This is a genomic window from Mesorhizobium sp. ORM8.1 (assembly GCF_053005525.2).
Genome location: NZ_CM132600.1, coordinates 5,331,368 through 5,355,055 on the forward strand (window position 1 = coordinate 5,331,368; position 23,688 = coordinate 5,355,055).

The 23,688-nt window shown below is 59.5% G+C and carries 24 protein-coding genes and 5 pseudogenes; 13 read left to right on the forward strand and 16 right to left on the reverse strand.

The window, feature by feature from the left end; all coding sequences use genetic code 11:
* Position 1 precedes the first annotated feature (1 nt).
* The 5 genes from ACVDG8_RS26585 to ACVDG8_RS26605 are packed head-to-tail and all read right to left on the reverse strand — an operon-like array spanning position 2 to position 5,391.
* A complete protein-coding gene (locus ACVDG8_RS26585; protein WP_455707276.1) occupies positions 2 to 1,453 on the reverse strand; it encodes a hydrogenase 4 subunit F in 1,452 nt (483 codons plus the stop codon).
* Positions 1,450 to 2,112: a hydrogenase-4 component E gene (locus ACVDG8_RS26590; protein ID WP_447251096.1), complete on the reverse strand. Its 663-nt coding sequence runs from the start codon at positions 2,110 to 2,112 to the stop codon at positions 1,450 to 1,452. Before ACVDG8_RS26590 ends, ACVDG8_RS26585 begins: the two co-directional genes overlap by 4 nt.
* Positions 2,112 to 3,068 (reverse strand): respiratory chain complex I subunit 1 family protein, encoded by a 957-nt coding sequence (locus tag ACVDG8_RS26595; RefSeq protein ID WP_447251097.1) that lies wholly within the window; start codon positions 3,066 to 3,068, stop codon positions 2,112 to 2,114. Before ACVDG8_RS26595 ends, ACVDG8_RS26590 begins: the two co-directional genes overlap by 1 nt.
* On the reverse strand, positions 3,059 to 5,080 hold the full coding sequence (gene hyfB / locus ACVDG8_RS26600) for a hydrogenase 4 subunit B (protein ID WP_447251098.1): 2,022 nt from the start codon (positions 5,078 to 5,080) through the stop codon (positions 3,059 to 3,061). The genes ACVDG8_RS26595 and hyfB overlap by 10 nt, the downstream gene beginning before the upstream one ends.
* Positions 5,077 to 5,391 (reverse strand): helix-turn-helix domain-containing protein, encoded by a 315-nt coding sequence (locus ACVDG8_RS26605; protein ID WP_013893336.1) that lies wholly within the window; start codon positions 5,389 to 5,391, stop codon positions 5,077 to 5,079. The genes hyfB and ACVDG8_RS26605 overlap by 4 nt, the downstream gene beginning before the upstream one ends.
* A 153-nt stretch (positions 5,392 to 5,544) precedes the next feature.
* On the opposite strand from ACVDG8_RS26605, the gene ACVDG8_RS26610 reads away from it, so the two are divergent.
* Positions 5,545 to 5,730: a hypothetical protein gene (locus tag ACVDG8_RS26610; protein ID WP_447251099.1), complete on the forward strand. Its 186-nt coding sequence runs from the start codon at positions 5,545 to 5,547 to the stop codon at positions 5,728 to 5,730.
* Positions 5,731 to 5,789: 59 nt separating this feature from the next.
* On the opposite strand, the pseudogene ACVDG8_RS26615 reads toward ACVDG8_RS26610, so the two are convergent.
* Together ACVDG8_RS26615 and ACVDG8_RS26620 are read right to left on the reverse strand one after the other, a co-directional pair.
* Positions 5,790 to 6,557: pseudogene (locus ACVDG8_RS26615) on the reverse strand (YoaK family protein); the annotation flags it as partial.
* 115 nt (positions 6,558 to 6,672) lie between these two features.
* Positions 6,673 to 6,933 carry a helix-turn-helix domain-containing protein gene (locus ACVDG8_RS26620; protein ID WP_447251100.1) on the reverse strand — a complete coding sequence of 87 codons (261 nt, stop codon included), beginning with the start codon at positions 6,931 to 6,933 and terminating at the stop codon, positions 6,673 to 6,675.
* A gap of 39 nt (positions 6,934 to 6,972) precedes the next feature.
* On the opposite strand from ACVDG8_RS26620, the gene ACVDG8_RS26625 reads away from it, so the two are divergent.
* From ACVDG8_RS26625 to fghA, 3 genes are all read left to right on the forward strand, one after another.
* Entirely contained in the window at positions 6,973 to 7,245 is a 273-nt protein-coding gene (locus ACVDG8_RS26625; RefSeq protein WP_447251101.1) for a hypothetical protein, read from the forward strand.
* Complete coding sequence (locus tag ACVDG8_RS26630) at positions 7,242 to 7,454, forward strand: alkylphosphonate utilization protein (RefSeq protein WP_447251102.1); 213 nt, start codon at positions 7,242 to 7,244, stop codon at positions 7,452 to 7,454. The genes ACVDG8_RS26625 and ACVDG8_RS26630 overlap by 4 nt, the downstream gene beginning before the upstream one ends.
* A gap of 340 nt (positions 7,455 to 7,794) precedes the next feature.
* A complete protein-coding gene (fghA, locus tag ACVDG8_RS26635; RefSeq protein ID WP_447251103.1) occupies positions 7,795 to 8,631 on the forward strand; it encodes an S-formylglutathione hydrolase in 837 nt (278 codons plus the stop codon).
* A gap of 174 nt (positions 8,632 to 8,805) precedes the next feature.
* Here the strand turns inward: fghA and ACVDG8_RS26640 are convergent, their stop codons facing one another.
* The 3 genes and pseudogenes from ACVDG8_RS26640 to ACVDG8_RS26650 form a co-directional block, all read right to left on the reverse strand.
* Entirely contained in the window at positions 8,806 to 9,621 is an 816-nt protein-coding gene (locus tag ACVDG8_RS26640; RefSeq protein ID WP_447251104.1) for an oxidoreductase, read from the reverse strand.
* Between the two features lie 70 nt (positions 9,622 to 9,691).
* A complete protein-coding gene (gene fabF / locus ACVDG8_RS26645) occupies positions 9,692 to 10,993 on the reverse strand; it encodes a beta-ketoacyl-ACP synthase II (protein ID WP_447251105.1) in 1,302 nt (433 codons plus the stop codon).
* Positions 10,994 to 11,039: 46 nt separating this feature from the next.
* Positions 11,040 to 11,617, reverse strand: a pseudogene (locus tag ACVDG8_RS26650) (TetR/AcrR family transcriptional regulator).
* A gap of 79 nt (positions 11,618 to 11,696) precedes the next feature.
* Here ACVDG8_RS26650 and ACVDG8_RS26655 point away from each other — a divergent pair.
* Positions 11,697 to 12,114, forward strand: a pseudogene (locus ACVDG8_RS26655) (IS481 family transposase); the annotation flags it as partial.
* 304 nt (positions 12,115 to 12,418) lie between these two features.
* On the opposite strand, the pseudogene ACVDG8_RS26660 reads toward ACVDG8_RS26655, so the two are convergent.
* Positions 12,419 to 12,724: pseudogene (locus ACVDG8_RS26660) on the reverse strand (amino acid synthesis family protein); the annotation flags it as partial.
* A 6-nt stretch (positions 12,725 to 12,730) separates the two neighbouring features.
* Between ACVDG8_RS26660 and ACVDG8_RS26665 the strand changes: the two are divergent.
* Positions 12,731 to 13,150, forward strand: a complete 420-nt coding sequence (locus ACVDG8_RS26665) for a hypothetical protein (RefSeq protein WP_447257434.1) — start codon at positions 12,731 to 12,733, stop codon at positions 13,148 to 13,150.
* Positions 13,151 to 13,361: 211 nt separating this feature from the next.
* Positions 13,362 to 13,739: pseudogene (locus ACVDG8_RS26670) on the forward strand (amino acid ABC transporter ATP-binding protein); the annotation flags it as partial.
* Between the two features lie 375 nt (positions 13,740 to 14,114).
* On the opposite strand, the gene ACVDG8_RS26675 reads toward ACVDG8_RS26670, so the two are convergent.
* The 4 genes from ACVDG8_RS26675 to ACVDG8_RS26690 are packed head-to-tail and all read right to left on the reverse strand — an operon-like array spanning position 14,115 to position 17,034.
* Positions 14,115 to 14,555, reverse strand: coding sequence for an RbsD/FucU family protein (locus tag ACVDG8_RS26675; RefSeq protein ID WP_447251106.1), 441 nt, complete (start codon positions 14,553 to 14,555; stop codon positions 14,115 to 14,117).
* A 13-nt stretch (positions 14,556 to 14,568) separates the two neighbouring features.
* Complete coding sequence (locus ACVDG8_RS26680; protein ID WP_447257098.1) at positions 14,569 to 15,153, reverse strand: DUF1349 domain-containing protein; 585 nt, start codon at positions 15,151 to 15,153, stop codon at positions 14,569 to 14,571.
* A 26-nt stretch (positions 15,154 to 15,179) separates the two neighbouring features.
* Positions 15,180 to 16,031 (reverse strand): amidohydrolase family protein, encoded by an 852-nt coding sequence (locus ACVDG8_RS26685; RefSeq protein ID WP_455707277.1) that lies wholly within the window; start codon positions 16,029 to 16,031, stop codon positions 15,180 to 15,182.
* A gap of 16 nt (positions 16,032 to 16,047) precedes the next feature.
* Positions 16,048 to 17,034 carry an aldo/keto reductase gene (locus ACVDG8_RS26690; RefSeq protein ID WP_447251108.1) on the reverse strand — a complete coding sequence of 329 codons (987 nt, stop codon included), beginning with the start codon at positions 17,032 to 17,034 and terminating at the stop codon, positions 16,048 to 16,050.
* Between the two features lie 160 nt (positions 17,035 to 17,194).
* On the opposite strand from ACVDG8_RS26690, the gene ACVDG8_RS26695 reads away from it, so the two are divergent.
* From ACVDG8_RS26695 to ACVDG8_RS26720, 6 genes are read left to right on the forward strand one after another with little or no spacing between them, the layout of a single operon-like run.
* Complete coding sequence (locus tag ACVDG8_RS26695; RefSeq protein WP_447251109.1) at positions 17,195 to 18,100, forward strand: aminotransferase class IV; 906 nt, start codon at positions 17,195 to 17,197, stop codon at positions 18,098 to 18,100.
* Between the two features lie 24 nt (positions 18,101 to 18,124).
* A complete protein-coding gene (locus ACVDG8_RS26700; protein WP_447251110.1) occupies positions 18,125 to 19,171 on the forward strand; it encodes an ABC transporter substrate-binding protein in 1,047 nt (348 codons plus the stop codon).
* Positions 19,168 to 20,277 (forward strand): ABC transporter ATP-binding protein, encoded by a 1,110-nt coding sequence (locus ACVDG8_RS26705; protein WP_447251111.1) that lies wholly within the window; start codon positions 19,168 to 19,170, stop codon positions 20,275 to 20,277. The genes ACVDG8_RS26700 and ACVDG8_RS26705 overlap by 4 nt, the downstream gene beginning before the upstream one ends.
* A gap of 4 nt (positions 20,278 to 20,281) precedes the next feature.
* Positions 20,282 to 21,181, forward strand: a complete 900-nt coding sequence (locus tag ACVDG8_RS26710; protein WP_447251112.1) for an ABC transporter permease — start codon at positions 20,282 to 20,284, stop codon at positions 21,179 to 21,181.
* Positions 21,178 to 21,975, forward strand: a complete 798-nt coding sequence (locus ACVDG8_RS26715; RefSeq protein WP_455707278.1) for an ABC transporter permease — start codon at positions 21,178 to 21,180, stop codon at positions 21,973 to 21,975. Before ACVDG8_RS26710 ends, ACVDG8_RS26715 begins: the two co-directional genes overlap by 4 nt.
* Before the next feature lie 45 nt (positions 21,976 to 22,020).
* Entirely contained in the window at positions 22,021 to 22,680 is a 660-nt protein-coding gene (locus tag ACVDG8_RS26720; RefSeq protein WP_447251114.1) for a helix-turn-helix domain-containing protein, read from the forward strand.
* A gap of 24 nt (positions 22,681 to 22,704) precedes the next feature.
* On the opposite strand, the gene ACVDG8_RS26725 is transcribed toward ACVDG8_RS26720, so the two are convergent.
* On the reverse strand, positions 22,705 to 23,670 hold the full coding sequence (locus ACVDG8_RS26725) for a GntR family transcriptional regulator (protein WP_447251115.1): 966 nt from the start codon (positions 23,668 to 23,670) through the stop codon (positions 22,705 to 22,707).
* Positions 23,671 to 23,688 lie beyond the last annotated feature (18 nt).

Sequence of the window (23,688 nt, forward strand, 5' to 3'; positions counted from 1 at the left end):
TTCACCCCAGGATACTTGCGACATGCTGGAACCAGGTGACCAGCGGTGGCGGCAGATAGATGCCGGCGGCAAACACCAACGCCAAATGGGAATACATCGGAATGTAGGACGCCTCGGCGGGTGCAGTGCTGCCGCGCGGTTCGCCGAAAGCGACGCCGGTCAATCGAAGTAGCAGGGCTCCGAAAGCCAGCAGAATCCCGAATACCAGCGGCATCGCCAAAGGGGGGTGTCTTGCGAATGTCGAACTCACGACCAGGAATTCGCTCATGAAGATGCCGAGCGGAGGGAGGCCGGCAATGGCAACGACGCCGATGACGAGCGCCCAGCCAAGCCCCGGATGCGTTTCCGTCAGACCCCGGATCTCGGCGATGTTCTGTGTTCCCTTAATCTGGGCAATGTGGCCGACCGTGAAAAAGATCGCCGACTTGGTCAGACTGTGCATGACCATGTGCAGCAGTCCGGCAAAATTGGCGAGTGGACCTCCCATGCCGAACGCGAACACGATGATGCCCATGTGCTCGATCGAGGAGTATGCAAACAGGCGTTTGATGTCGCGGCGGCGGTAGAGCATGAAGGCAGCAAAAACAAGCGACGTCAGCCCCATCGTGATCATCAATGGCCCCGGCGCGATCGCTTCCGGGCTTGCCGCGAGCAGCAACTTGAAGCGCAGCACTGCATAGAGCGCGACGTTCAGCAGCAAGCCCGACAGCACCGCGGAAATCGGCGTCGGGCCTTCCGCGTGGGCATCGGGCAGCCAGGCATGCAAGGGCGCAAGGCCGACCTTCGTACCATAGCCGAGCAGCAGGAAGACGAAGGCGACGTTGAGCAAAGCCGGGTCGAAGCGCGCCGCATGTTCGATGAGCACGGTCCAGACCATGGCATTCGTGCCCTCGCCAACAACCGGCTGCGCGGCCATGTAGACGAGGATGGTGCCGAAGAGCGCGAGCGCTATGCCGACGCTTCCCAGAATGAAGTATTTCCAGGCGGCCTCCAGCGCCTCATGCGTGCGATAGATGCCAACCATGAGCACTGTGGTCAGCGTGGCGAGTTCCACAGCCACCCACATCAAGCCGATATTGTTCGACACGAACGCCAGGTTCATGCCGAACATCATGATCTGGTACATCGCGTGATAAAATCGCAGGTTTGGTGCGGTCAGCCGTCCCGTCTCCAGCTCGTGCGCAATGTAGGAGGCGCTGAAGACGCTCGTCGTGAAACCGACGAATGCGTTGAGCACGATGAAGACGATGTTAAGATCGTCGACGAGCAGGTATTGACCGGGCTCTGGCCGGTCCGCGACGAAGAGCGACAGTGCGGCGAGCAAGGTCAGTAAGCTCGCGGCGACATTGAGACCTGCCGATATCCGGTAGTTCGGAAGCACTGCCAAAAGCGCCGCCGCGCCGACTGGGATCAGCAAAATGGCGGCCACCGCATCGAGGGAAAACGCGGTCAATGGTGTTCTCCCCTGTAGTCGTCGAGCGCACCGACATCCACCGAATCGAACCTTTCGCGGATGCGGAACAGGAAGAGGCCGATGACGATGAATGCGATCAGGATGGAGAAGGCGACACTGATCTCGACGACCAGCGGCATGCCCTTTGCCCCCGTGGCGGCAAGCACCAGGCCGTTCTCGAGCGACATGAAGCCGACAACCTGGCTGACGGCATTCCGGCGGGTGACCATCACCAGCAGCCCCAGCAAAATGATGGATAGCGCGAAGGCCAGATCCTCACGGGCGAGGGGATTGGCTTCGGGTGTTACCCGCAGCATCAGGACCATGGACAGGGTCACCAGACCTATTCCGGCAAGCATGGTCGGACCGATCCCGACGGCAGTCTCTATATCGCGATGGATGCCGAGTCGCTGAATGATGCGATGAAGCCCGACGGGAATGACGATCGCCTTGAAAATGAGGGCGATTGCCGCCGTGACGTAGAGATGATGGGCGTCCTGAATGTATGCCTGCCAAGCTACGGACATGGCGAGCACGATTGCATGAAGCGCAAAAACGTTGATCAGCGCAAAGAGGCGATCCTGATACAGCATCATGAAACTGACCAGCACCAGGCCGCCGGCGAGCAGATGAGCGATGTCGAAGGTGAGACCGTTCATCACAGGCTCCGCGAGACAAATCGGAGGAGCGTGGCGAGCAGGGCCAGCATCAACGCCGCGCCGAGGAAATCCGGGACGCGGAAGACACGCATCTTGGCAATCGCCGTCTCGAATATGGCAAGCAGGATGGCACAGACGGCAAGCTTGCCGAGATAGGTGACGGCACCCAGAAGCAGCGACTTCGGTCCTGCCCCGGCGCTCGCCAGTCCCCAAGGCAGGAAGACGCAGGAAATCAGCGACACATAGAGCAGGAGCTTGAGGAAGGCTGCGGACTCGATCATCGCCAGATGGCGACCGGAATATTCCAGCACCATCGCCTCGTGAACCATGGTGAGTTCCAGATGGGTCGATGGATTGTCCACCGGAATGCGCGCGTTTTCGGCGACCGCCACCATCACGAGAGCAATGAGCGACATCCCGAGCGATACCCGCAGCCCAACCTGCGGCGAGCCCATGAAGGCGGCGACCGTGGACAGCTGCGTCGCTCCGGCAACGAGCGCCAGGCTGAACACGATCAGCAGCATGGCGGGCTCGGCCAGGGAAGCGATCATGACCTCGCGGCTCGATCCTATGCCGCCAAAGCTCGTGCCGACGTCCATCCCCGCCAGCGTCAGAAAGAACCTGGCGCTTCCAAGCAGTGCGACGATGGCTATCAGATCGGCGGTCCAGCTGAAGGTGAGGCCGGTAGCGAATGTAGGGATGAGTGCTGCGGCGACCCAGGTAGCGGCAAAGATCAGATACGGTGTCACACGAAACAGCCAGGATGCGTTGTCCGCCAGGACGACTTCCTTGCGCATCAGCCGCAGGAGATCGCGGTAGGGTTGGATCAAGGAAGGACCCCGGCGGCGCAACAGTCGTGCCTTTACCTTGCGCACGAAGCCAGTCAGGAGAGGCGCCAGCAAGAGCACCAGCAGCAACTGCGCACCTTGAATGGCCAACTCAATGATCAAGGCCATAGTGCGAGCACCAGGAGCAAGATAATGAGAAAGAGAAAGACGAGGGTCAGGTAACGCCGGATCGTCAGGAACTGCAGGTGGTTCAGGTGGTCGGTCGCAAAATCGAGGGCCTTGCCGATAGGCAGATACAGTGTCTCCCAGATCACATCATGCATTTCGACATTCAAGCGAGCTGGGCCGGTCTCGCCTGGCGGCGGCATTTCGACCGTTTCCCTCGCACGGAATACGAACGTGCCAAAGACGCGGCGGATAGGCTGCGCGAAGCTGACGGCCGTGTATTGCGAGCTTGGGACTACATCAGGGAAGCCGCAAGCCCAGGCTGGACCCCGACGGATTGCATGCGACGCGAAGCGGTGGATCACATATGCTGCAGCGGATGCGGAAAAGGCAATGAACAGAAACACCAGCAAGCCGTTGTAGGAACTGCGGCTCGCTGCGATCGGCACGATAGACAGCCAGGGCTGCGCCATCTGCACAGGCATCCGGCTGCCAATGAGTGGCAGCGTCACCGATGAGAGGCCGTCTATCACAAGACCCGGCAGAACGCCGGCAAGGAGACAAAGGGCGGCGAGGATGAACATTGCCGTCAGCGAGTAGCGGTCGACCTCGTGCGCGCGTTCCACCGCAACAGTCCGTGGCCTGCCGAGGAATGTGATCCCGAACGCCTTTACAAAGCAGGCTGCAGCCAATGCCGCCGACAGCGCCAGCAGACCGCCAACGGCTGGCACCATGACCTTCAAGCCCCATTGCGATAGATCGGGGCTCTGCAATATCGCCTGAAACGCCAGCCATTCGGAGACGAACCCGTTAAAGGGAGGAAGTGCCGAGATCGCGACGCAGCCGACGAGAAAGGCAAAACTTGTAAGGGGCATGCGATGGATGAGGCCGCCCAGATTCTCCATATTCCGCTCGCCAGTTGCCGTCAGTACGGCGCCGGCACCGAAAAACAGCAGGCTCTTGAAAAAGGAATGGTTGAGGACATGGAACAGCGCGGCGGTGAGCGCCAGCGCTGCTGCTGATGGCATGGCGTTCGCCTTGAAGGCCAGCGCAAGGCCGAGGCTCACGAAGATCACGCCGACATTTTCAATGGTGCTGTAGGCAAGAAGCCGCTTCAGGTCCTTTTCCATCAGCGCGTAGAGGATGCCGAGAACCGCCGTCAGGCCGCCGAGGAAAAGCACGACGACGCCCGACCACCATGCCGGCTCGCCGAGCAGGTCGAAAATAACGCGTATGAAGCCATAGACGGCGACCTTGGTCATGACGCCGCTCATAAGCGCCGAGACGTGGCTTGGTGCGGCCGGATGAGCGAGAGGCAGCCAAACGTGTAGCGGTATGAGGCCAGCCTTGGAGCCTGCTCCCAGCAGCATGAGAGCCAGGACGAAAGCGGTGACGAGCGGCGTGGGGGCGGCGGCACGCATCGCTTCGAACGTGTAGTTTCCACCCGGGCCGGACAGAAGGCCGAACGCAAGCAGCAGCGCGAGCGTGCCGAAGCTCGCCATCACGAGATAGATGTAGCCCGCCCGCGCATTGTCCCGCTCGCGATGATGCGCCATGACGAGCGCCCAGGAGGCGAGCGACATGAATTCCCAGGAAAGCAGGAAAGTGAAGGCGTCGTCGGCCAGCACGACAAGGTTCATTCCGGCCAGGAATGCCGGGAAGAACGGCAGCACCCGATGCGGCGCAGACTCGTGCCTGCCGTAGCCGAGGCCGTAAAGACTGGCCATGGCGCCGCCGAAATTGACGACGACGAGGAAGAAGGTCGAGAGCGCATCCAAGCGGAAATGAGCGCCGATCCACGGCAACCCAAGGGGCAGCACGGCAGTCGACAGGGCGACTGGGTCATCGGCGATGCGGCTCGCGAGAACCAGGAGCACGGCCGCCGATATGCCTAGCGTCAAGCTGTAGATCAGGCGTGTTGCCGATCCCGCTCTGCGGCTTTCCGAAACCGCAAGCACCGCGGTCCCCAGGAGCGCGGCAACGCTCCACAGAAGGACCGCGGCCCCCGGGATCACGCCACGCTCCTCACAGGGAATTTGGCGTCCGCATCTGCCCGGCCAAGAACCTTGGCAGGATCAAAGTCTGCCTTCAGCCGCACGCCGCGCCCGCCGATCTGGCTTGAGGCGCCATCGGCGATCAGTTCGACGCCGGCGAGGTCAAGTGCTCCGATCAACTTCATGAGGGAATCGACGTTGCCCCGGATAATCGACTCGCTGGCCTCCATACGTTGAATTGTCGGCACGGAAAGGCCGGACAATTCGGCAAGTCTGCGCTGGTCGATGCCAAGGAGCGCCCTCGCGGCACGCAACTGTGGAGCGGTTATCACGGTCGCATCCTCTTTTGTCAGCTTTGAGGTATTATCTCTGCGCGTTGGAGCATATATTAAAATGGGGAGCATTCAAATAATGATGCGTGACGCATCTGCGAGGCGAGCGGCAATGATGGAGGTATCTCTCGGCCCCGCGCAGGCCCCTGACAGATGGAAGTACGTGAAGCCAGCCGAGCGGCGGATTTCGACATTGGCTGTGGCGACAGGGTCATGATCCGGATTGCGAAATATCATACCGATTTCGGCAACATCGAAGCTCTGCCGATCAAGGACTCCGGTTCGTTCATTTATCGCCAGGGTGGCTGCTATCAAAGCGAGTGCGACCATAAGGCTTAGGGCGGGCGTCCGTTGGAGGTTGGTGGTCCTGAGGCAGGACTGCCGAGCTACTGCCAGAACCGCTTCATGCGAACGGAGACATCCTCCAGGACCGGCATGGTGGCCAGAACGAGGAGAATGGCTGCGAGAAACAGCGTTGCGGCAAAGCCGACGTGCTTGAAACCCACTGCGCCGATGACGCCGCCGATAAAGAACAGTGCTACAAGCGACGCGAGCAGTCTCAGCTTCCTTCGATCCGCCTTCACGAACAGTCCGTCCGAGTCATTCCCTAAGATGTTCCAATAAAGCAGCTTGCCAAGTTCGATGCCCATGTCAGTCACCAGGCCAGTGACATGCGTCGTCCGGATTCTGGCTTCCGACAGCTTGGTGATGATGGCGTTCTGCAGCCCCATGATGAAGCAAAGCAGCATCACGGTCATCGGCACGAACAGCGCTTCGTGACGTGCAAGATGGCTGCCGAGTAGACCGAAACAGATCAGCAGGATCGCTTCCAGGACAAGCGGGAACGCGTATTCGCTCTGTAGGCCCTGCCGCCTTCCCCAGTTGACCAAGACCGCCGAACAGGCGGCCCCGGCAACAAACGACAAGAAGGCTCCCAATCCGGAAAGCACCAGTTCGACATTGCCGAATGCCAGATGATCAGCCATCGAGGAAACGATGCCTGACATGTGGGACGTATACTGCTGAACTGCCAGAAAGCCGCCCGCATTGGCGGCTCCTGCGATGAACGTCAGAAAGCGAGCGAGGTGTCGGTCGGTTCTCTCGCTTCGCTCCTTTCCGGTCAACCGGCGCAGATACAGGATCATGAGCGAACCTTGCCTTTCCATGCGGAAAAGCGGGACCGCAAGCTGACATGCCGGGAGAGGCTCATTGGGTGTTTCGGGAAGAAAAGGAAGACGAAGGACGGTAAATGGGTGGCGCCGAGGGCGTATTTTGTGTGATCTAGTTCGGCCTGCCCAACAGCGTATCTGGATGCCGGAACCCGGCGCCACGGCCGCCATCATTGCTGCTCACATGTTCGCTGAGAAGGTCGACGTCGGCACGGTTCAGCGCGTTGATCACTTTCATCAAACTGTCGACAACGCCTCGCACATCGCCTTGGCTGGCCTCCATTCGTTGGATTGTCGGCGCGGAGACGCCTGCCATTTCCGCTAGGGTTTTCTGGAGGGCGCGGTCGGCATGGAGCTGGGAAGAAGGGATCATCGAGGCATCAGTGTCTGGGTATGAGAAATGATAATCTGGATGGTATCATTGATGCTCAGAACATCAATACAAACCGAAAAATATGGACCCACCCTTGGCATGGCAAACTGGCGCCATTACCATGCCTGCATGATTCAACGCTACAAACTTTGCCGGGAGCCGGCCGGCACCTGGACCGTAAACGATGCTCTTACCGGGCGGCCCGCCGAGATGGGCAGCCGAACCATCGTTGGAATGAACCAGCACGATGCCGAGGAACTCGCCGATCTCCTCAATGGGCTGAATGCACAACGGCAGGAAGCGAAATCATGAAAGTCAAAGACAGCAATGGCGCCCCTTTGAGTGACGGAGATTCCGTCACGCTCATCAAGGATCTTAAAGTCAAGGGTACTTCCGTCACTCTGAAGCGCGGAACATTGATCAAGAACATCCACCTCACGGGCAACGAAGATGAGGTCGAGTGTCGGGCTGAAAAGGTCAAAAATCTGGTTCTGCGAACGGAATTTCTGAAGAAAGCGTAGGAGAGCCACCGCTTCGATCGCGATGTTGTCTGGAGGCTTGTCCGCGAGTGCAATCTAGAGCACCGAAACGTGATAGGCGCTCGCAGGGTCGCCATGGGCGACATGTCGCCACTGTCGAAATATGTCATTGAAGGTCCCGGTAGCTGAGCCATACGCCAGGCCGAAGGTTCTGTGTTCCCAAACTACCGTGCCTTCCGAGCAATGGCGTAAGACCGGCGGCGTGCGTCGAGCCAGCGTAGCTCGATCGCGCCGCCGGTGCAGTTTTGCCAGCCGCCAGGTTGCGAGCGGCTTGGCCGGCGGCTATGCCGGATTGAGATATGCTGACGAGAAGGCAGAATTGATGAAGGTCGTTTCCACGTCGAAATCGCATGGCGGTGTCCAGGGCGTTTATTCGCACGCGTCCGAGGTCTGCGCCTGCGATATGACCTTCGCGGTGTTCGTGCCGCCCCAGGCCAAGGACAGTTCTGTGCCGGTTCTCTGGTATCTGTCTGGCCTCACCTGCACCCATGCCAATGTGATGGACAAAGGCGAATACCGGCGTCTGGCATCGGAGCTCGGGCTCATCATCGTCTGCCCCGACACCAGCCCGCGCGGGGCTGAGGTTCCGGACGAGAAGGACAATTGGCAGTTCGGCTGCGGCGCCGGCTTCTATCTCGACGCGACCGAGCAACCCTATGCCACGAATTACCGGATGTATTCCTACATCACCGAGGAACTGCCGGCGCTCGTCGCCGCCAATTTCCCGGTCGACATGTCGCGCCAATCGATCTTCGGCCATTCGATGGGCGGCCACGGCGCGCTGACGATCGCACTGAAACATCCCGAACGGTTCAAGAGCTGCTCGGCCCTTGCGCCGATCGTGCAGCCGAGCACGGCCGGCTGGTCGCGGCCTGCCTTCGAAAAATATCTCGGGTCAGACGAGAAAAGCTGGCGCGCCTATGACGCGACGCTTTTGATCGAGGACGGCAAGCGCTTTCCCGATTTGCTCGTCGACCAGGGCACGGCGGACGGGTTCCTGCAGGATGGTCTTCGCCCGTGGCTGCTAGAAGAGGCCTGCAGGCAGGCTGGCATCGATCTCACGCTGCGCATGCAGGAAGGTCACGACCATTCCTACAACTTCATCTCGACCTTCATGGACGACCATTTGTGGTGGCACGCCGCGCGGCTGGCCACGTAGGCCTCGAAATGTGCAGGGAGCGCGCTACCACCTTTTCCCACACTCAACAGTTCGTGCTCCGTTGTCTTGGACAAGGATTCATTTTGAATTGCCCCACTCTACTCAATGTACAAGAGGGGTTATCTAACACCAGCATCTGGGTTCAATATCTCGTTTTATCTGCTGCCGAAATCGTCAGACCGGGAGCCCGAGCTGCTTTCGCAGGCTTTTGTCGAATGCAGACGCGGGGACGAAACGGCGCAGGAAACTGACTTGGCGCGCCATTTTCCCCGCCGCATAGCGTCTTTTCGGCGCGGGATCGGTCGCAGCGGCCAGAACGGTCTCGGCCACCACTTCGGGCGCATCGCCTTTTTCCATTGCTTTGCGCACGGCCATGGCCATGCCGGCGCGCGCGGAATCATAGATATCAAGCAACTGATCGGGGGCGGCGAGATTGTCCTCGAATGACGTGCGGGTATAGGCGGGCTCCACCAGCGAAACGCGAATGCCGAACGGGCGCAATTCGTGATCGAGCGATTCGGAATAGCCCTCGATTGCATGTTTGGTCGACGAGTAGAGCGCGAAATAGGGAGCGGGGATGAACCCCTGTACCGAACTCAAATTGACGATTCTGCCCTTTCCCTGGCGTCGCATTGCCGGCAACACTGCGTTGGTCGCGCGGAAAACGCCGAAGACGTTCACGTCGAACAGCGCCTGGGCCTGGGCGGTCGAGGACTCCTCCGCGCCGCCAAACAGACCCATGCCGGCATTGTTGACAAGCAGGTCGATGCGTCCGGCCTTGGCCAGAACGTCGTCGACCATTTGCGCAACGGAGGCGTCGTCGGTCACATCGCAGGTCAGCATGGTAACGCCGTCGGATTGTTTGGAGCCGGCGCGACGACTGGTTCCGAATACGCGAAAGCCGGCTCTCAGCAAGGCGTCGGCGGTTGCGCGCCCGATGCCGGAGGATGCCCCCGTGACGAGGGCTACGCCAGGGTTGGTCTTGTTCATGGAAATCATTTCTTTCTTTGTGTTGGGTCGGAGTTCGAGAAGCATGAAAGTCCGGAGCGCAGGGCGTCACTCATGACTGGCTCTGGCGCTTCCGTCGGGCCACCGGGGCGGTCCAGTACCTGAACAAGGCGCTGGCATTCACGCCGCCAAAGCCGAAGCCGTTGACGAGCGCGTACTCCATCTCCACTGGCCGGGGCTCGTTTGCGACGAAATCGATGCCGTCGGCGGCCGGATCGGGAGCGTTCAGATTAAGTGTCGGCGGCGCCACCTGATCGCGGAGAGCCAGGATCGCGAAGATGGCACCAAGCCCGCCGGCCGCTCCGAGCAGATGTCCGGTCGCCGATTTCGTCGCACTGACCGCTATCGCGAAATCGCGTCCGAACAGGCTCTTGATCGCTTCGATCTCGCCGAGGTCGCCGACTGGCGTGGAGGTCGCATGCGCATTGAGATGACGAACCTCGCGCGGTGAAATCCCTGCTTGCGCAATCGCGATCTGCATGGCACGCAGCGCGCCGTCGCCGTCCTCGGGACCGGAGGTGACGTGGTGGGCGTCCGCCGTCGTGCCGTAGCCGACGAGCTCGGCCAGCGGTTTTGCGCCGCGGGCCAGCGCATGGCTCAACGACTCGATAACCAGCACGCCGGCTCCTTCGCCCATGACAAAGCCGTCCCGCGACATGTCGAAAGGCCGTGAGGCTTGAGCAGGCATCTCGTTGAAGCCGGTGGAAAGAGAGCGAGCCGCGGCGAAACCACCGAGACTGACGGTGTTCATGCACGCTTCTGTTCCGCCGCACACGGCGATGTCGGCTTCGTTCGCGCGGATAAGGCGCGCCGCATCGCCGATCGCCTGGATGCCGGCCGCGCACGCTGTCACCGGTGCGCCGAGGGGACCCTTGAAGCCATGACGGATCGAGATGTGGCCCGCCGCGAGGTTCACCAGGAAGGACGGCACCGTAAAGGGCGACAAGCGGCGGGCGCCACGCAGGTCGACCGTGCGCACCGCCTCGGTGATGGCGGGGAACCCACCGATACCTGAAGCGATGATCGTGGCCGTGCGCAGGCGATCCGTTTCCGAGGTAGGCTTCCATTTCGCCTGGGCAAGCGCTTCTTCTGCAGCCGCCAGTGCAAAGAGAATGAACCGATCTACCTTGCGCTGATCCTTCGCAGACAGGATGACATCGGGATCGAAACCAGCGTCCGGATCTTCTTCCAAGGAGGGAACCACGCCGCCGATCTTCGCCGGCAGGTCTCCCACCATGTCGTCCGCAAGCCTACGGATGCCCGAACGGCCGGCCAGCAGACGCGACCAGGACGCTTCGACATTGGCGGCCAGGGGCGTGACCGCTCCCATGCCTGTGACGACAATCCGTCGCATCTGCTCTCCTATCGTTATGGTGCCCGAACTGCGCTAGCCGGACGGTTCAGGCTGCGACCGCTTCGCGAACCCGATCGGTCGCCGCATCCAGAAAGGCCTGCGAAAGGTCGGGGTCGTTGACGACGCGCGAGAGGAGCACCGCGCCGACCATGGTCGAGAGAACGGCCAGGGCTTTGCCGCCGGCCCTCTCGGCATCGGCCTCGCCAACCCAACCGCCGAGCATCTCAAGGTATTCCCTGATCCCGGCCTCGAATGACGCTTTGACATCGCTGCCCTGTCTCGCGGCATCCGAGCCGAGCGAAACGACCGGGCAGCCGTCCATCCTTTCTTCGCGATGTCCGGTACTAAGATAAAACTCGATTACCGCACCAAACGGATCCTCGGGTTTCGACGCAATTGCCTCCGCCCATCGCTGGGCCACGCTCTCCATCGCCCGCCTGGACGCTTGCGCCGCCAGATCGTCCTTTGACTCGAATTGCTTGTAGAAGGCGCCTTGGGTCAGCCCGGCTCCTTCATCAGATCTTTCAGGCCGATGCCGTCAAAGCCGCGCTCGCGAAAGAGGCGGCTTGCCACGTTGATGACGGTCTCGCGGTTTTCTGCGGCTTGAATTCGACTCACGCGCATCATCGATCTCCTTTTTAGATTGCAGCAGTAATCTATGATCGATATAGAGCATGAATGCAATCTATTTTGAGATGAGGCGACGAGCGTGAAAAAGAGAACCCGGCCGCCCTGCATGAACGCTCTGCAGCAGCAGGCCAGGTTCGATGCTTTCATCAGCGAATTCAATGACGAAAGGCCACACGAGGCGATCCAAATGAAGGTGCCAGCCGAGCTCTGCGCAGCTTCTTCAAGAGCCTATCAAGGCCCTACCCGAGCTGGAATATCCCTTCCACGACAAGGACATTCTCGTCACCGCCTGCGGCCGCATCTGCATGATGAGGAAGGAGATAAACATCTCCACCATGTTCGCCGGCCAGAGGCTCGGCATCACCGAAGTCGACGATGGCATTTGGCTCGTCAGCTTCATGCATTATGATCTGGGATATATCGACTTGGAACAGAGGACCTTGCAGACCATCGACAACCCGTTCGGCACGAGGTTGTCACCCATGTCTTAGGTACAAACTGTTACCCATGTCTCCGGGCTGTACAATCGAGACAGTGGTAGCGGGAGAGCGCAACCGCCTTTCCCTACACTCATCAGACTGCCAATTCAGACTTCGCTGCAACGGTTGAGCCAAGGGTTTTGAGTGCCTGCCCCCCGGAGGGACGGAGGTCACGCTGGTTTGGATCCGGCCGGTGCTGATATCAGTTCCACAAAGCGAATGCTTGCAACGCGCCTCGATCTTGACTGTAGAGATTGCTTTGCTGGGTTCCTGAAAGCGGACAGATCGACGACAAGCGGGGGTATCGCGCACGACACTACATAGCGTGCTCGTGCTCCATCTCTGTCATGTCCTGAAAGCGGTCCGCGATCCGGGGGTGGACTCGGCCGCCATCCGCTGCACCGATGGCGACGACGATCTCGTCAGCGGCTGGGCCGTCGGCGATCTGGAAGTTGGCAGTGATGAAATGCGAGCGGCGGCCGTTCTCGCTCTTGTGCATCATCGGCAGCGACAGCAGCGCGCCCGGGGCATTGCGCGTGTTGCAGAATTCGAGGTAGGTCGTGCCGCCGACGGCGTCGCGGAACACGTTGCTGAAGCGCAGCGTGTGGATCATGGCCGAGGCCGGCCGATGGTGCTGACCGTCGTCTCGCGCGAAATCACCGAAGTGAGCGCCGAGGATATCGCCTTCATCGGAATGATCGTGCATCTGGGCGAGATTGCGGTTGAGAAGCAGCATCGTCTGCGCCAGGAGAAGCAGGCCGGTCAACGCTTGCAACGCGCCCTCTCGGCGCACACCTCGCTTCTGCAGCAGGCCCTGTCGGAAGGATCGGTGATCTCGCTCGCCGACAAGGTCGGCGAGCTGTTGCCCAATCCGGTGGTGGTGATCGATTTCCATGCCAATCTGGTCGTGGCCGGCCGTTCCCCAAGTGAGGCGCATTTCGATGCCGCTTCCTGGCAGCAGGCCGTGAGTGGAACACTCAGCCGGCAGATCTTCAAGGTTGCGCGCAGCGTCCGACGGACGCCACGCCGAGACGCTGTTCGTCGATGACGGCAAGCACCGGCTTAAGCTTTCGGTGCGTATCGAGCCGCTTACCATTGATGACGAAGTGGTTGGCGCGCTGATGATTTTTCCGACGCCGCAGCAGTCCGGCCAGCTCGATCAGATGCTGCTGGACAGCGCCAAATTCGCGCTCAGCGTGCAGATGATGCGCAGCTTCGTCCGCTTCCGCTTCGAGACGCGCTCCCTGACGGAACTCTTTCTGGAAGTCGTGGAGCGGGTGCGCATTCCCGAGCAGGCGAACAAGTTCCCCGTCCAGCTTTCCGGCGGCCAGCAGCAGCGGGTGGCGATCGCCCGCAGCCTGTGCATGAAACCCGATGTCATGCTGTTCGACGAACCGACCTCAGCGCTTGACCCGGAAATGGTCTCGGAGGTGCTGGAGACGATGACGGGGCTGGCCCGCGACGGCATGACCATGGTTTGTGTGACCCATGAGATGGGTTTTGCCCGCGCAGTCGCCGACCGTGTCATCTTCATGGACGCCGGACAGATCGTCGAAGAGGGCACGCCCGACGATTTCTTCAGCGGCCCGCGCCATGATCGGACGAAGTTGTTCCTCAGCCAGATTTTGAAGCATTAGCCAATCCAGAAGGAGGTTGTTCGGATCTTCTATGGTCGCGGTCGCATGCTGAAAGGCAAGTAAACACGACTTCGTCCCGACATCTGTCGGTCCAGTTCCGGCCCAAACCGAACGCGCTCACACCCTTGTGGTCAACGTGCCTCCATCGATCCTTTCTGTGGGGACAGCAGAGACACCGCGTGCATGGAAAACCAGTCCCTCTTCTTGGTCCTTTGGTTCGCCAGATCACATGAGGGAATACGAGGGATACGGATTGGCGAACCAGCCGCTAACGTATTGATTTGGCCGAAAAGACCACGTCCCTCGGGGCCCACCAGCCCCGGCGCCCTCAATCTAATCGAGGGAGGCTAATGTCGGTCCATTCGTTTATGTCGGTCAGTTCCCGCCCAGGTCGACGGTCCCCTTGCGAATAATCACGTTGCCGTAGAACAAGGTTTCGCCAGTGGCTATGACGGCGAATGCCTGCTTGGCACGCTCGTAAAATGCGAAACGCTCAATCCGGGCAAGCTTTGTCGGCTGGCCGGGCAAGGCATCGAGCACCGCCTGTATTGAGATATGTGCGGCTACGATCTTGTCAGGATCGCCGATGACTTCCATGCCCATCACCGGATCCGGCTCGGAATCGTCCACTGGCATCACCGATAGCACCGCCTTCAACATACGCGGCAAGTCGCTCGCTTCCATGCGGACAAGACGCTTCGACACCGTTTGTGCGGGGAAGCTCCCATCGGCGATAACAATTTCGTCGCCATGGCCCATGGCACGCAATGCGTGGAGAATGTCGGCATTCAGGATAGGGTCGATGCCAATCAGCATGATGAAGTATCCTTCAGCTCAGGTCGTGGAGATCGGTGGTGATGGCCGGACCGATCGAGAATTCCGAAAAGCGGACGCTCAGCCCGCTGCGCTCCGGTGTACAGGCCGTCGGGCCGACCGCGTAAGAGGTGGCCGCCGGGAAGGGCGCGAGGCGTAACAGCGGCCAGAATTTACCGTCCCGCGAGGCTTGAATGCGCATGGCGCCCTTGGCAAGCGTCACCCGGATGTGGAAGTCCTCCAGTTCCTTGAAAGGCTGCGAGACCGACCAGTCGGATTTGCCATCGGTGATGACGGTGCTGAGGAAGAGTTCGCCATCGGTGAACTCCACGCCGGTCTTGACCCAGCGTTTCTCGTCAATACGGACCATGAGGCCTGCTTGATCATACAGGGTGCGAGATTCGCCCTGGATGCGAATTCTGGCGGTGAAGTCATCGGTCGCCGGAAAGCCGAGGAAATGACCGCTGTCCCGGGTGAAATCGTAATGGGTTTCTCGCCAGAAATCGGTCTTGGCATCAGTCGTCATGGTGAGGCTGGCATCCTCCGCCAACCAGTTTGCCGGCTGGTTGAGCCATGTGCCGTCCTTGAAGTTAACGTTCATTCCGTTTCCTCTGGTGAGAATGATGGTCATGGCCCCGCCACCTGCCGCAGACGATAGGCATCGATCGCGTTGCGATGGAAAAATCGGTCGGCCAATTCGGGATTGGCATCGCCCAGCCGGCCTGCGATATCTCTCACGTCCTTGTAGCCAGCCGCCAATGTGCAAACCGGCCAATCAGAGCCAAACATTATGCGCTCCGGCCCGAAAGCATCCAATGCCGACTGCATGTATGGATCGAAATCTTCGGCCCGCCATGATCCCCATTCCGCTTCGGTAACGAGGCCGGAAATCTTGCACCAGACATTTCCATGCGCGGCGAGCCTTTTCAGGCGGGATTGCCAGGGGAGCTTGACCCCGGACGCGATCGGGGGCTTGGCCATATGATCCAGCACGAACCGCCCGCCTGGAAATTCTCGCACCAGGTCGATGGCGGCAGGCACCTCCCGGGTCCGCACGAGCAGATCGAAGGTCAATCCCGCCTCGAAAACGGCCGAGACGCCAGCGCGGACCGCGGGCCGTCGCAGCCAATCGGCATCGGGCTCGTCGTGAACATTGTGGCGGATGCCGATAAGCCGGTCCCCGCCGGGAAGAGCACGCAGCTTCTCGATTTGGCGCAGGCAGTCGTTCGCCTGAAGATCGATCCATCCGACAACGCCGGTAACGAAGGCATGCTTTTGCGCTATCGCGAGAAAGTCGCGGGTCTCTTCCTGATCATGACGGCATTGCACCAAGATGGTTGAATCGATGTGAGCTTCCGCCAGCAGCGGCAACAGGTCGTCGGGGCCGAAATCACGCCGTAGCGGGCGCATGGCGTCGCCCGCCATCCACGGGTAGCAGCCTGTCGCCAGATTCCAGAAATGCTGGTGAGCGTCGATCACGCGCGGTCGCATGCGGTCAAGCGGTGGGGGCTTGGGGTGAGATCAGCCCCACGGATCGTAGGTCGTCCCACATGGCCGCCGGGATGGGGTGCCGGAAAAGCACGTCGTTTTCGATGATCTCCTCCCGGCTTCGGGCTCCGGTCAGGACGCTTGCGACCGCTGGATGCAGTGTCGGAAACTGAATGGCGGCGGCCTTCAACGGCACGCCATGACGCAAGCAGACCCTTTCGAGTTCCAGGGCGCGGTCGATCAGCGCCTTGTCGGCCTCCTGGTAATTGAATTTCGCGCCAGCCCCCGGATTTGCGAGAAGGCCGCTGTTGTACACGCCGCCAATGATGATGGATATCTGCTTTTCCACGCAAAGCGGAAGGAGCTCGTCGAGCGCACCCTGTTCGAGCAGCGTGTAGCGGCCGGCAAGCAGGAAGCAGTCGAAGATGCCGTCGCGCGCGAACTCCACCAGCATTTCGCTCTGGTTCATGCCGGCACCGACTGCGCCGATCTGGCCTTCCGAGCGCAGTTTGTCCAATGCCTTGTAGGCGCCGTCCATCGCCTGCGCATAATGCGCGTCCGGATCGTGGATGTGCAGCACATCCATGCGGTCGAGGCCCAGACGCAGCAGGCTTTCTTCGACCGAAGTCATGACCCCGTCGTAGCTAAAATCGAAGACTGGGCGTTCCGGGGGCGTTCCCTTATAGTACGCGTCCTCGCCCTCGGGTTCTTCGGGAAGCCGCAGCAGCCTGCCCACCTTGGTGCACAGAACATAGCTGTCGCGCGGTTTGGTTTTCAGGAAGGAACCCAGACGTTGTTCGGCCATACCGTTACCGTATTGGGGCGCCGTGTCGAAGAATCGTATGCCGAGATTCCAGCCAGCTTCCATTGTCTCAAAAGCCGCCGCCTCGCTGGTCGCGGAGTATAGTCCGCCGATCGCCGTTGTCCCCAGGCCCAAGGCTGTGGCCTTGAGCGAGGTGCGGCCCAGAGGCCTCCGTTCAGATGTTTCCTGCATGAAAGATTCGTCCCAAAACGCGCCCTGAAGTCCGCTGGGCAGCTAATTCCCACTCTCTTTCTCGTGTGTCAATAAATTTCTTTAAAGAAAATTATCTTGCAAGCGAGCAATTTTCTTGTCAGCTTGTGTATGGCCATTTCAGGAAGTGTAGATTGCATCCATGAACGCTAAGCATGCAAACGGCGTCGCCTTTAGCGATGGCAAGTTCGTCCCAGCCGGCGAAGCCAGGATATCCGTTCTGGATTGGGGTTTCTCCCGTTCGGATGTCACCTACGACGTCGTGCATGTGCGGGACGGAAGTTTCTTTCGTTTGGACGATCACCTTGCGCGGTTCGAGCGATCGATGCTGAGCGTCCGGCTGACTCCACCTCATTCGATGGCGGAGATTGCTTCGATAGCAGAGCGATGCGTTGCCCTTTCTGGGTTGCGGGATGCCTATGTGGCTATGGTCTGCACCCGAGGTCGCCCTCGCGTGTTCGGCTCAAGGCGGCCGCAGGACTGCGACAACAAGCTTATCGTTTATGCCATTCCATGGATCGACGTCATCCCGCTCGATGTGCAAGCCCGCGGCGCCCATATCCATATCGCTTCAGTGCCACGGATTCCCCCGGCCTCCATTGACCCGGCCGTCAAGAACTACCATTGGGGCGACCTGACCCGCGGCCTCTTCGAGGCCCATGATGCAGGAGCCGACACCGCAGTCCTGCTGGATCGCGACGGTTATGTCACCGAAGGGCCCGGGTTCAACGTCTTCATCGTGCGCCACGGCGAAGTGCTGACCCCCGATCGCGGCGCGCTGGAGGGGATCACGCGCCGCTCTGTGCTCGAACTTTGCGAAATGCTCGCCATTCCGGCGCGGATTGCGCCGTTGCGGAAGCAGGATCTGCTGTCGGCGGATGAGATGTTCTGCACAACGACGGCGGGCGGCGTCATGCCCGTATCGCGCATCAACGATCACATCATGAGCGGCGGCAAACCAGGAAAAATAAGCGCTCGGCTCAAGTCATTCTATTGGGAACAGCACAAGGCAGGTTGGTACCAGACACCAGTTAACTACTCCGCATAGACGACTCAACGAAGGGGAATCAAAATGAAAAGACGTGAATTTCTGTCTCTGACCACCACTATGGCGGCTGGCGCATTGGCATCGTCCGCGTTCAAGCCAGCCAAAGCGGCCGGCAAGGAGCTGCGCATCCTGACCTGGGAAGGATATGCCGACGACCAGTGGGTTAAGGCCTTCGAACAAAAGACCGGGTCGACCGTAAGCATCAGCTATACGGGCAGTGTCGATGAGATCTTCGCCAAGATGACAGCGTCGGGTGGCGCGGATTTCGACGTCATCGCCATCGAGACGTCATCCTACAAGCGGCTGACGCAGGAGAAGCTTCTCCAGCCTGTCGATCTCGCCAAAGTCCCGCAGTCGAGCAATCTTCTGCCGGCGTTCCGTTCAGTGTCGGCAATTATTTTCGACGGCAAGCCATACGCGGTTCCCTTCGCGTGGGGTTCCATTCCGCTGATCTACAGCACCGACACGTTCAAAACCGCGCCTGATAGCTGGAACATTCTTTGGGACAAGAAATACAAGGGTCGCATCATCGTGATGGATGATGCCAACAACGCGATCGTCACCACGGCGCTTTTGCTCGGCATCAAGGATCCCTTCAACCTCTCTGCCGACCAGTTCTCACAGGTCAAGGCCAAGCTTCTGGAGCAGAAAGCCAATGTCGCAAGCTACTATGCCGGCTTCGACGACGGCGTCAGTATCTTCGCTCAAGGGGGCATCGATCTAATGATGTCGATGGGTGAGCCTCAGGCGCCGATGTTGCGCAGCCGTGGCGCCAATGTCGGGCTTACAATTCCGAAGGAAGGTGCGATCGGCTGGATCGATTGCTGGGCGATCAGCGCCAAGGCCCGCGATCCCGAACTCGCTCATGCATGGGTCGACGCCATGCTTGAAAAGGCGATTGGAACCTACATCAGCGAAAAGACCGGTTACGGCAACACCACCAATGGTGACGCCAATGACAAGATCGGCTTGACCTATTCCGACAGGCTTGTCTTCCTCCAGGCGCCCGAAGATTTCGGCCGTCGCATCGAATTGTGGAACGAGATCAAGGCAACTCCGGTTCAACAATGACTGCTGCACTCTCCGAAGAAGAGGTCGTCAGACCGAACGTCATCCAGCTGGTTGGCGTAACCAAGTCCTATAGGAACCTCAACGTTCTGAAACCGGTCGATCTCGACATCAAGGATGGTGAGTTCCTCACCATCCTTGGACCATCCGGATCGGGAAAGACGACCATCTTGCGGATGATCGGCGGCTTCACGCCGCCGACATCCGGCCGCATCTTGCTGCGCGGCGCCGATATCTCCCAGGTGCCGATCTTCAGGCGGCCGTTCAATACGGTGTTCCAGGACTACGCGCTTTTCCCTCATATGACGGTGGCAAAGAACGTGGCTTACGGGTTGCGGATCAGGCGCAGACCGGCTGAGGAGATCAAGACAAAGGTCTCTGCCGTCCTTGACACCGTCAATCTGACTGACAAGGCCGAGCGCTATCCCAACGAATTGAGCGGTGGCCAGCGCCAGCGCGTGGCACTGGCGAGAGCCATCGTGTGCGAGCCGCAGGTCATCCTCCTGGACGAGCCGCTGGCAGCGCTGGACGCCGAGTTGCGGCGTTCGATGCAGGAATTTCTGAAGAACCTGCAGCGGCGCATCCGCACGACATTCGTTTTCATTACCCATGATCAGGAAGAGGCGATCTCAATGTCGGATCGCATCGCCGTCATGGACCACGGCAATCTGGTTCAGGTCGGCACGCCTCAAGAAATCTACTACAAGCCGCGGAGTGAATTCGTGGCGAAGTTCTTTGGCGAGAACAATCTGCTGCCCGCGCGGCTCGATACCGATGGTCCTACGAGCGTTGTCCAAAGCCCGCTTGGGAGGCATCCCATCCCCGCATTGGCGAACAGTGGCGCTGACCTCTTGCTCGCCATAAGACCGGAAAGTTTCGCGATCCACGACGGCAACGAATTGCGCGGCGATCAGCGTGTTTCCAAGGCGCGTCTGGAGAACGTCACCTTCCTCGGTGCTACAACCCAATTGTCGCTTGCCATGGCGGGGGCAGAACACAGGATCAAGGTCAGGGTGCCAACAGACCAGTCAGGGAAGAATCTGATTTCGGGCGACGATGTGCTGCTTCGATGGTCTGAAGCAGACGTCAGCTTTCTGCCGAGAGGATGATGCGATGACCGTGTCTACCGCCGACATCGTGCACGCCAACAATGGCGGCCCGCTATATTGGCGCCTGTCGTTCGGAAGACTTGCTGCAAGGATACTGGTCTATGGTGTCCCCACGCTCCTGATTCTAATGCCGCTTTTGTCGTTTCTGACTTACAGCTTTCTCGAGATGAAGGACAACCAGGTTACGGGGCAACTGACGCTGTCAAATTATACGGCATTTTTCCAAAGTGCCAGCTATCTCTATGTTTTCTTCGGAACGGTAAAGCTTGCCTTTGTCGTCGCGGCGGTAGCGCTCATTCTGGGATATATCATCTCCTATCTGATATGGCGGCTGGAAGGCTCAGTGCGCTATCTTTTGCTGCTGCTCAGTGCACTGCCGCTGGTCATGAACTATGTGGTCAAGATCTATGCAATGCGCAGCATTCTCGGCTTCAATGGCTTCCTGAATTCCTTCCTGCTCGCGGCTGGCATCATCGATGCGCCGAGCAAACTGTTCATCTTCAACCAGACCGCCGTGATGCTAACGATGGCAGTGATCTATCTGCCATTCGGAATCCTTCCGATCTTTCTGGCACTGGAGCGCATACCGCAATCGCTTCTGAGTGCAGCGGCCGATCTCGGCGCCAAGCCTGGCCAGATATTCCTCAGTGTTGTCCTACCGCTAAGTCTGCCCGGGTCGATCGCCGGCGCGCTGTTCGTGATGGTGCTTGCGCTCGGCGACTACCTCACCCCACAGATGGTAGGCGGAAGCGAGGGCTTCACTTTCGGCCGCGCCATATGGAGCCAGTTCGGCATGGCCTTCAACTGGCCTTTCGGCGCTGCATTGGCTGTTGTGCTTCTCGTTACCGTCGTCACGCTGATTAGCGTTGCGTCTCTCATCTTGCGAAATGCGAGGGTGAAATGACCAGGCTGGAACGTCTAACCGTCGCGTGTCTCTGGGTCATCGCCGGCCTTACTTTCGCGGTACTCTACGCGCCAGCGCTGATCGTAATCCTGTTTTCATTTTTCGCCATGAAGAACCATCAGATCGACTGGTCGAACGTCAGTCTGGAATGGTACGGACGGCTGGCGGACAATTCGCAGCTATTGGCGGCCCTTTACAATTCGATCGTCGTCGGGATCTGCGCTGTGGTCAGCGCGACGATCATATCATTGGCGCTGGCCTACTACATGAAAACCGGTGCGCGGCGCGGCCGCGCCTATGTCGAGTTCATCATCTTTCTGCCGTTCGTGCTGCCGGCTATCATCACCGGAATCTCGCTGCTGGTCGCATTCCGAGAAATCGGGCTGGAGCGAAGCCTGATCACGGTCACAATCGGCCACGTCGTACTGATCCTGGCGGTGGTCTATCGCATGGTCACAATCAGGCTCGACACACTTGAGAATTCGCAGATAGAGGCATCTCTCGATCTCGGCGCAAACGGTCTCGAAACCTTCCTCTATGTTGTTCTGCCGCAGTTGCGATCGGCACTGTTGACCAGTTCGCTGCTTGCTTTTGCGCTGTCGTTCGATGAAACATTGGTCACGTTCTTTCTCGTCGGCGGAGAGACGACGCTGCCCATGCGGCTCTGGGCAATGATGCGAACCGGCTTTACCCCTGAGATAAATGCGCTCGTTTCGATCGTGCTGTGCGTAACCTTGTTGTTCGCGGCGTTGGGTGCGATGTCGCTTCGCGAAAGTATTGAACGCAAGCCATAGCGTGGCGAAGATTGTGGTCTAGGCAATTGGAAACGACGGCAAGATATGAACAAAAAAACCAAAGACCTTGGAAAACTGCTGAAGGAGCGGCGCGCCTATCATGGATGGACGCTTGCCGAAGTCAGCGCCATGACTGGCATTGCCACTTCGACATTGTCGAAAATTGAGAACGGTCATATCTCGCCGAATTTCGACACCATATTGAAGCTGTCGCACGGCCTTGGCGTCGAGATCGGCGACCTGTTGAATTCAGCGCCCAGCGAGCCCACGCCACCGCTTGTGGTTGCCCGGCGCAGCATCAGTCGCAATTTCGAAGGCCAGAGGCTCGAGCGCCAGCACTACAGCTACAGCTATCTGTCCGCAGATGTGGCGCACAAGCGCATCATCCCGATCTATATCGAGGTGCAGGCGATGACCCCCGAGGAGATGGGACCGCTGACCGCGCATGTGGGCGAGGAATTCATGCTCGTCCTGAGTGGCAAGGTGCGTCTGTACAGCGAGTATTATGAGCCTATGGATCTGGAGCAGGGGGATAGCGTCTATCTCGATAGCACCATGAAACACGGCTACATGTCGCTACAGGAGCCAACCAGTTCCATTCTCGTTTGCTGCTCCAGCGCCACGCCGAACCTGGCGCAGACATTGCGGGAGATCATCAAGGACCAGATCATTCAGGAAACGCAGTCTGGCCCGAAGGCTGACTGAGCGGCGATGCGTGCGTGTCCGGCGCTAACCCAGCAGATAAGACATATGCGAGACAACGCTGATTTTGCGAAACGCCCGCAGGCGCTCAATGGCCTTGTCGCTCGACCGCTGCAGATGTTCGCGAAGCGCGTCCTGCGCCGAAGCCGGATCGCCTGCATTGATGGCGTCCATGATTTCCAGATGCTCGTCCATGAAGGCATCGATCGGCAAATCGCCCCGCACAGCCCTTTGGATGTGCTTGCCGGCGACGAGGATGCCACGCGTACGGACAAGAGTTTCCAGTATGTCGGAATTGGAGCTGTACTGCAGCAGGTTCACGTGCAGGTCCTCCTCGAGCCCATCCAACTCGGCCGGCTCCACCAAGGGAAATCTTGCCGAGGCCTGCGTCAGGCGCCCGCGCATTTTGGAAAGCGCGTCGGAAGGAATGCGGGTCATGGCGGTGCGCAAAGCCGCCGGTTCGAGCAACAGCCGTATTTCATACAAATCCTGGAACCGGCGCTCGTCGAGCGGATTTATCCACCAACGGGATTTCTCGTCGCTTATCACGATGCCGTTCTTCGCCGCATGGTTCAGTATGTCGCCGGCAACAGTCCTGCCGACCTTGTAGTGGCGCGCCAGGGCAAGTTCGTTGATGCGGCAGCTTCCAAACACGGCGCGCAGGACGACCGTTTCCTCGAAGTCATAATAGTAGGATTGCCAGGCGAAGGCCTTGGCGCTCTTCGGCGCTTCAAGATCGAGCATCTCGCCCGTTATCTTCAGCCGCAGCGGCGGCCCGCCCTTTCCAGCCAGCACGCCACGGCCCTCGAACCGACGCACCAGCCCTTCCGCCTCCAGCGTGGCAAGCGCCTGCTTGACGGGCGACCGGCTCGAACCAAAGAGGGCGGCAATCGGTCCCTCGAGCAAGACAGTGCCTTCCGGAACAGATCCGCCAAGGACAGCCCTTCTGAGGTTGTCGGCGATGGATTCATAAGCGAGCGGGCGATGCCCCATGCGACCCCTTCCGAGACG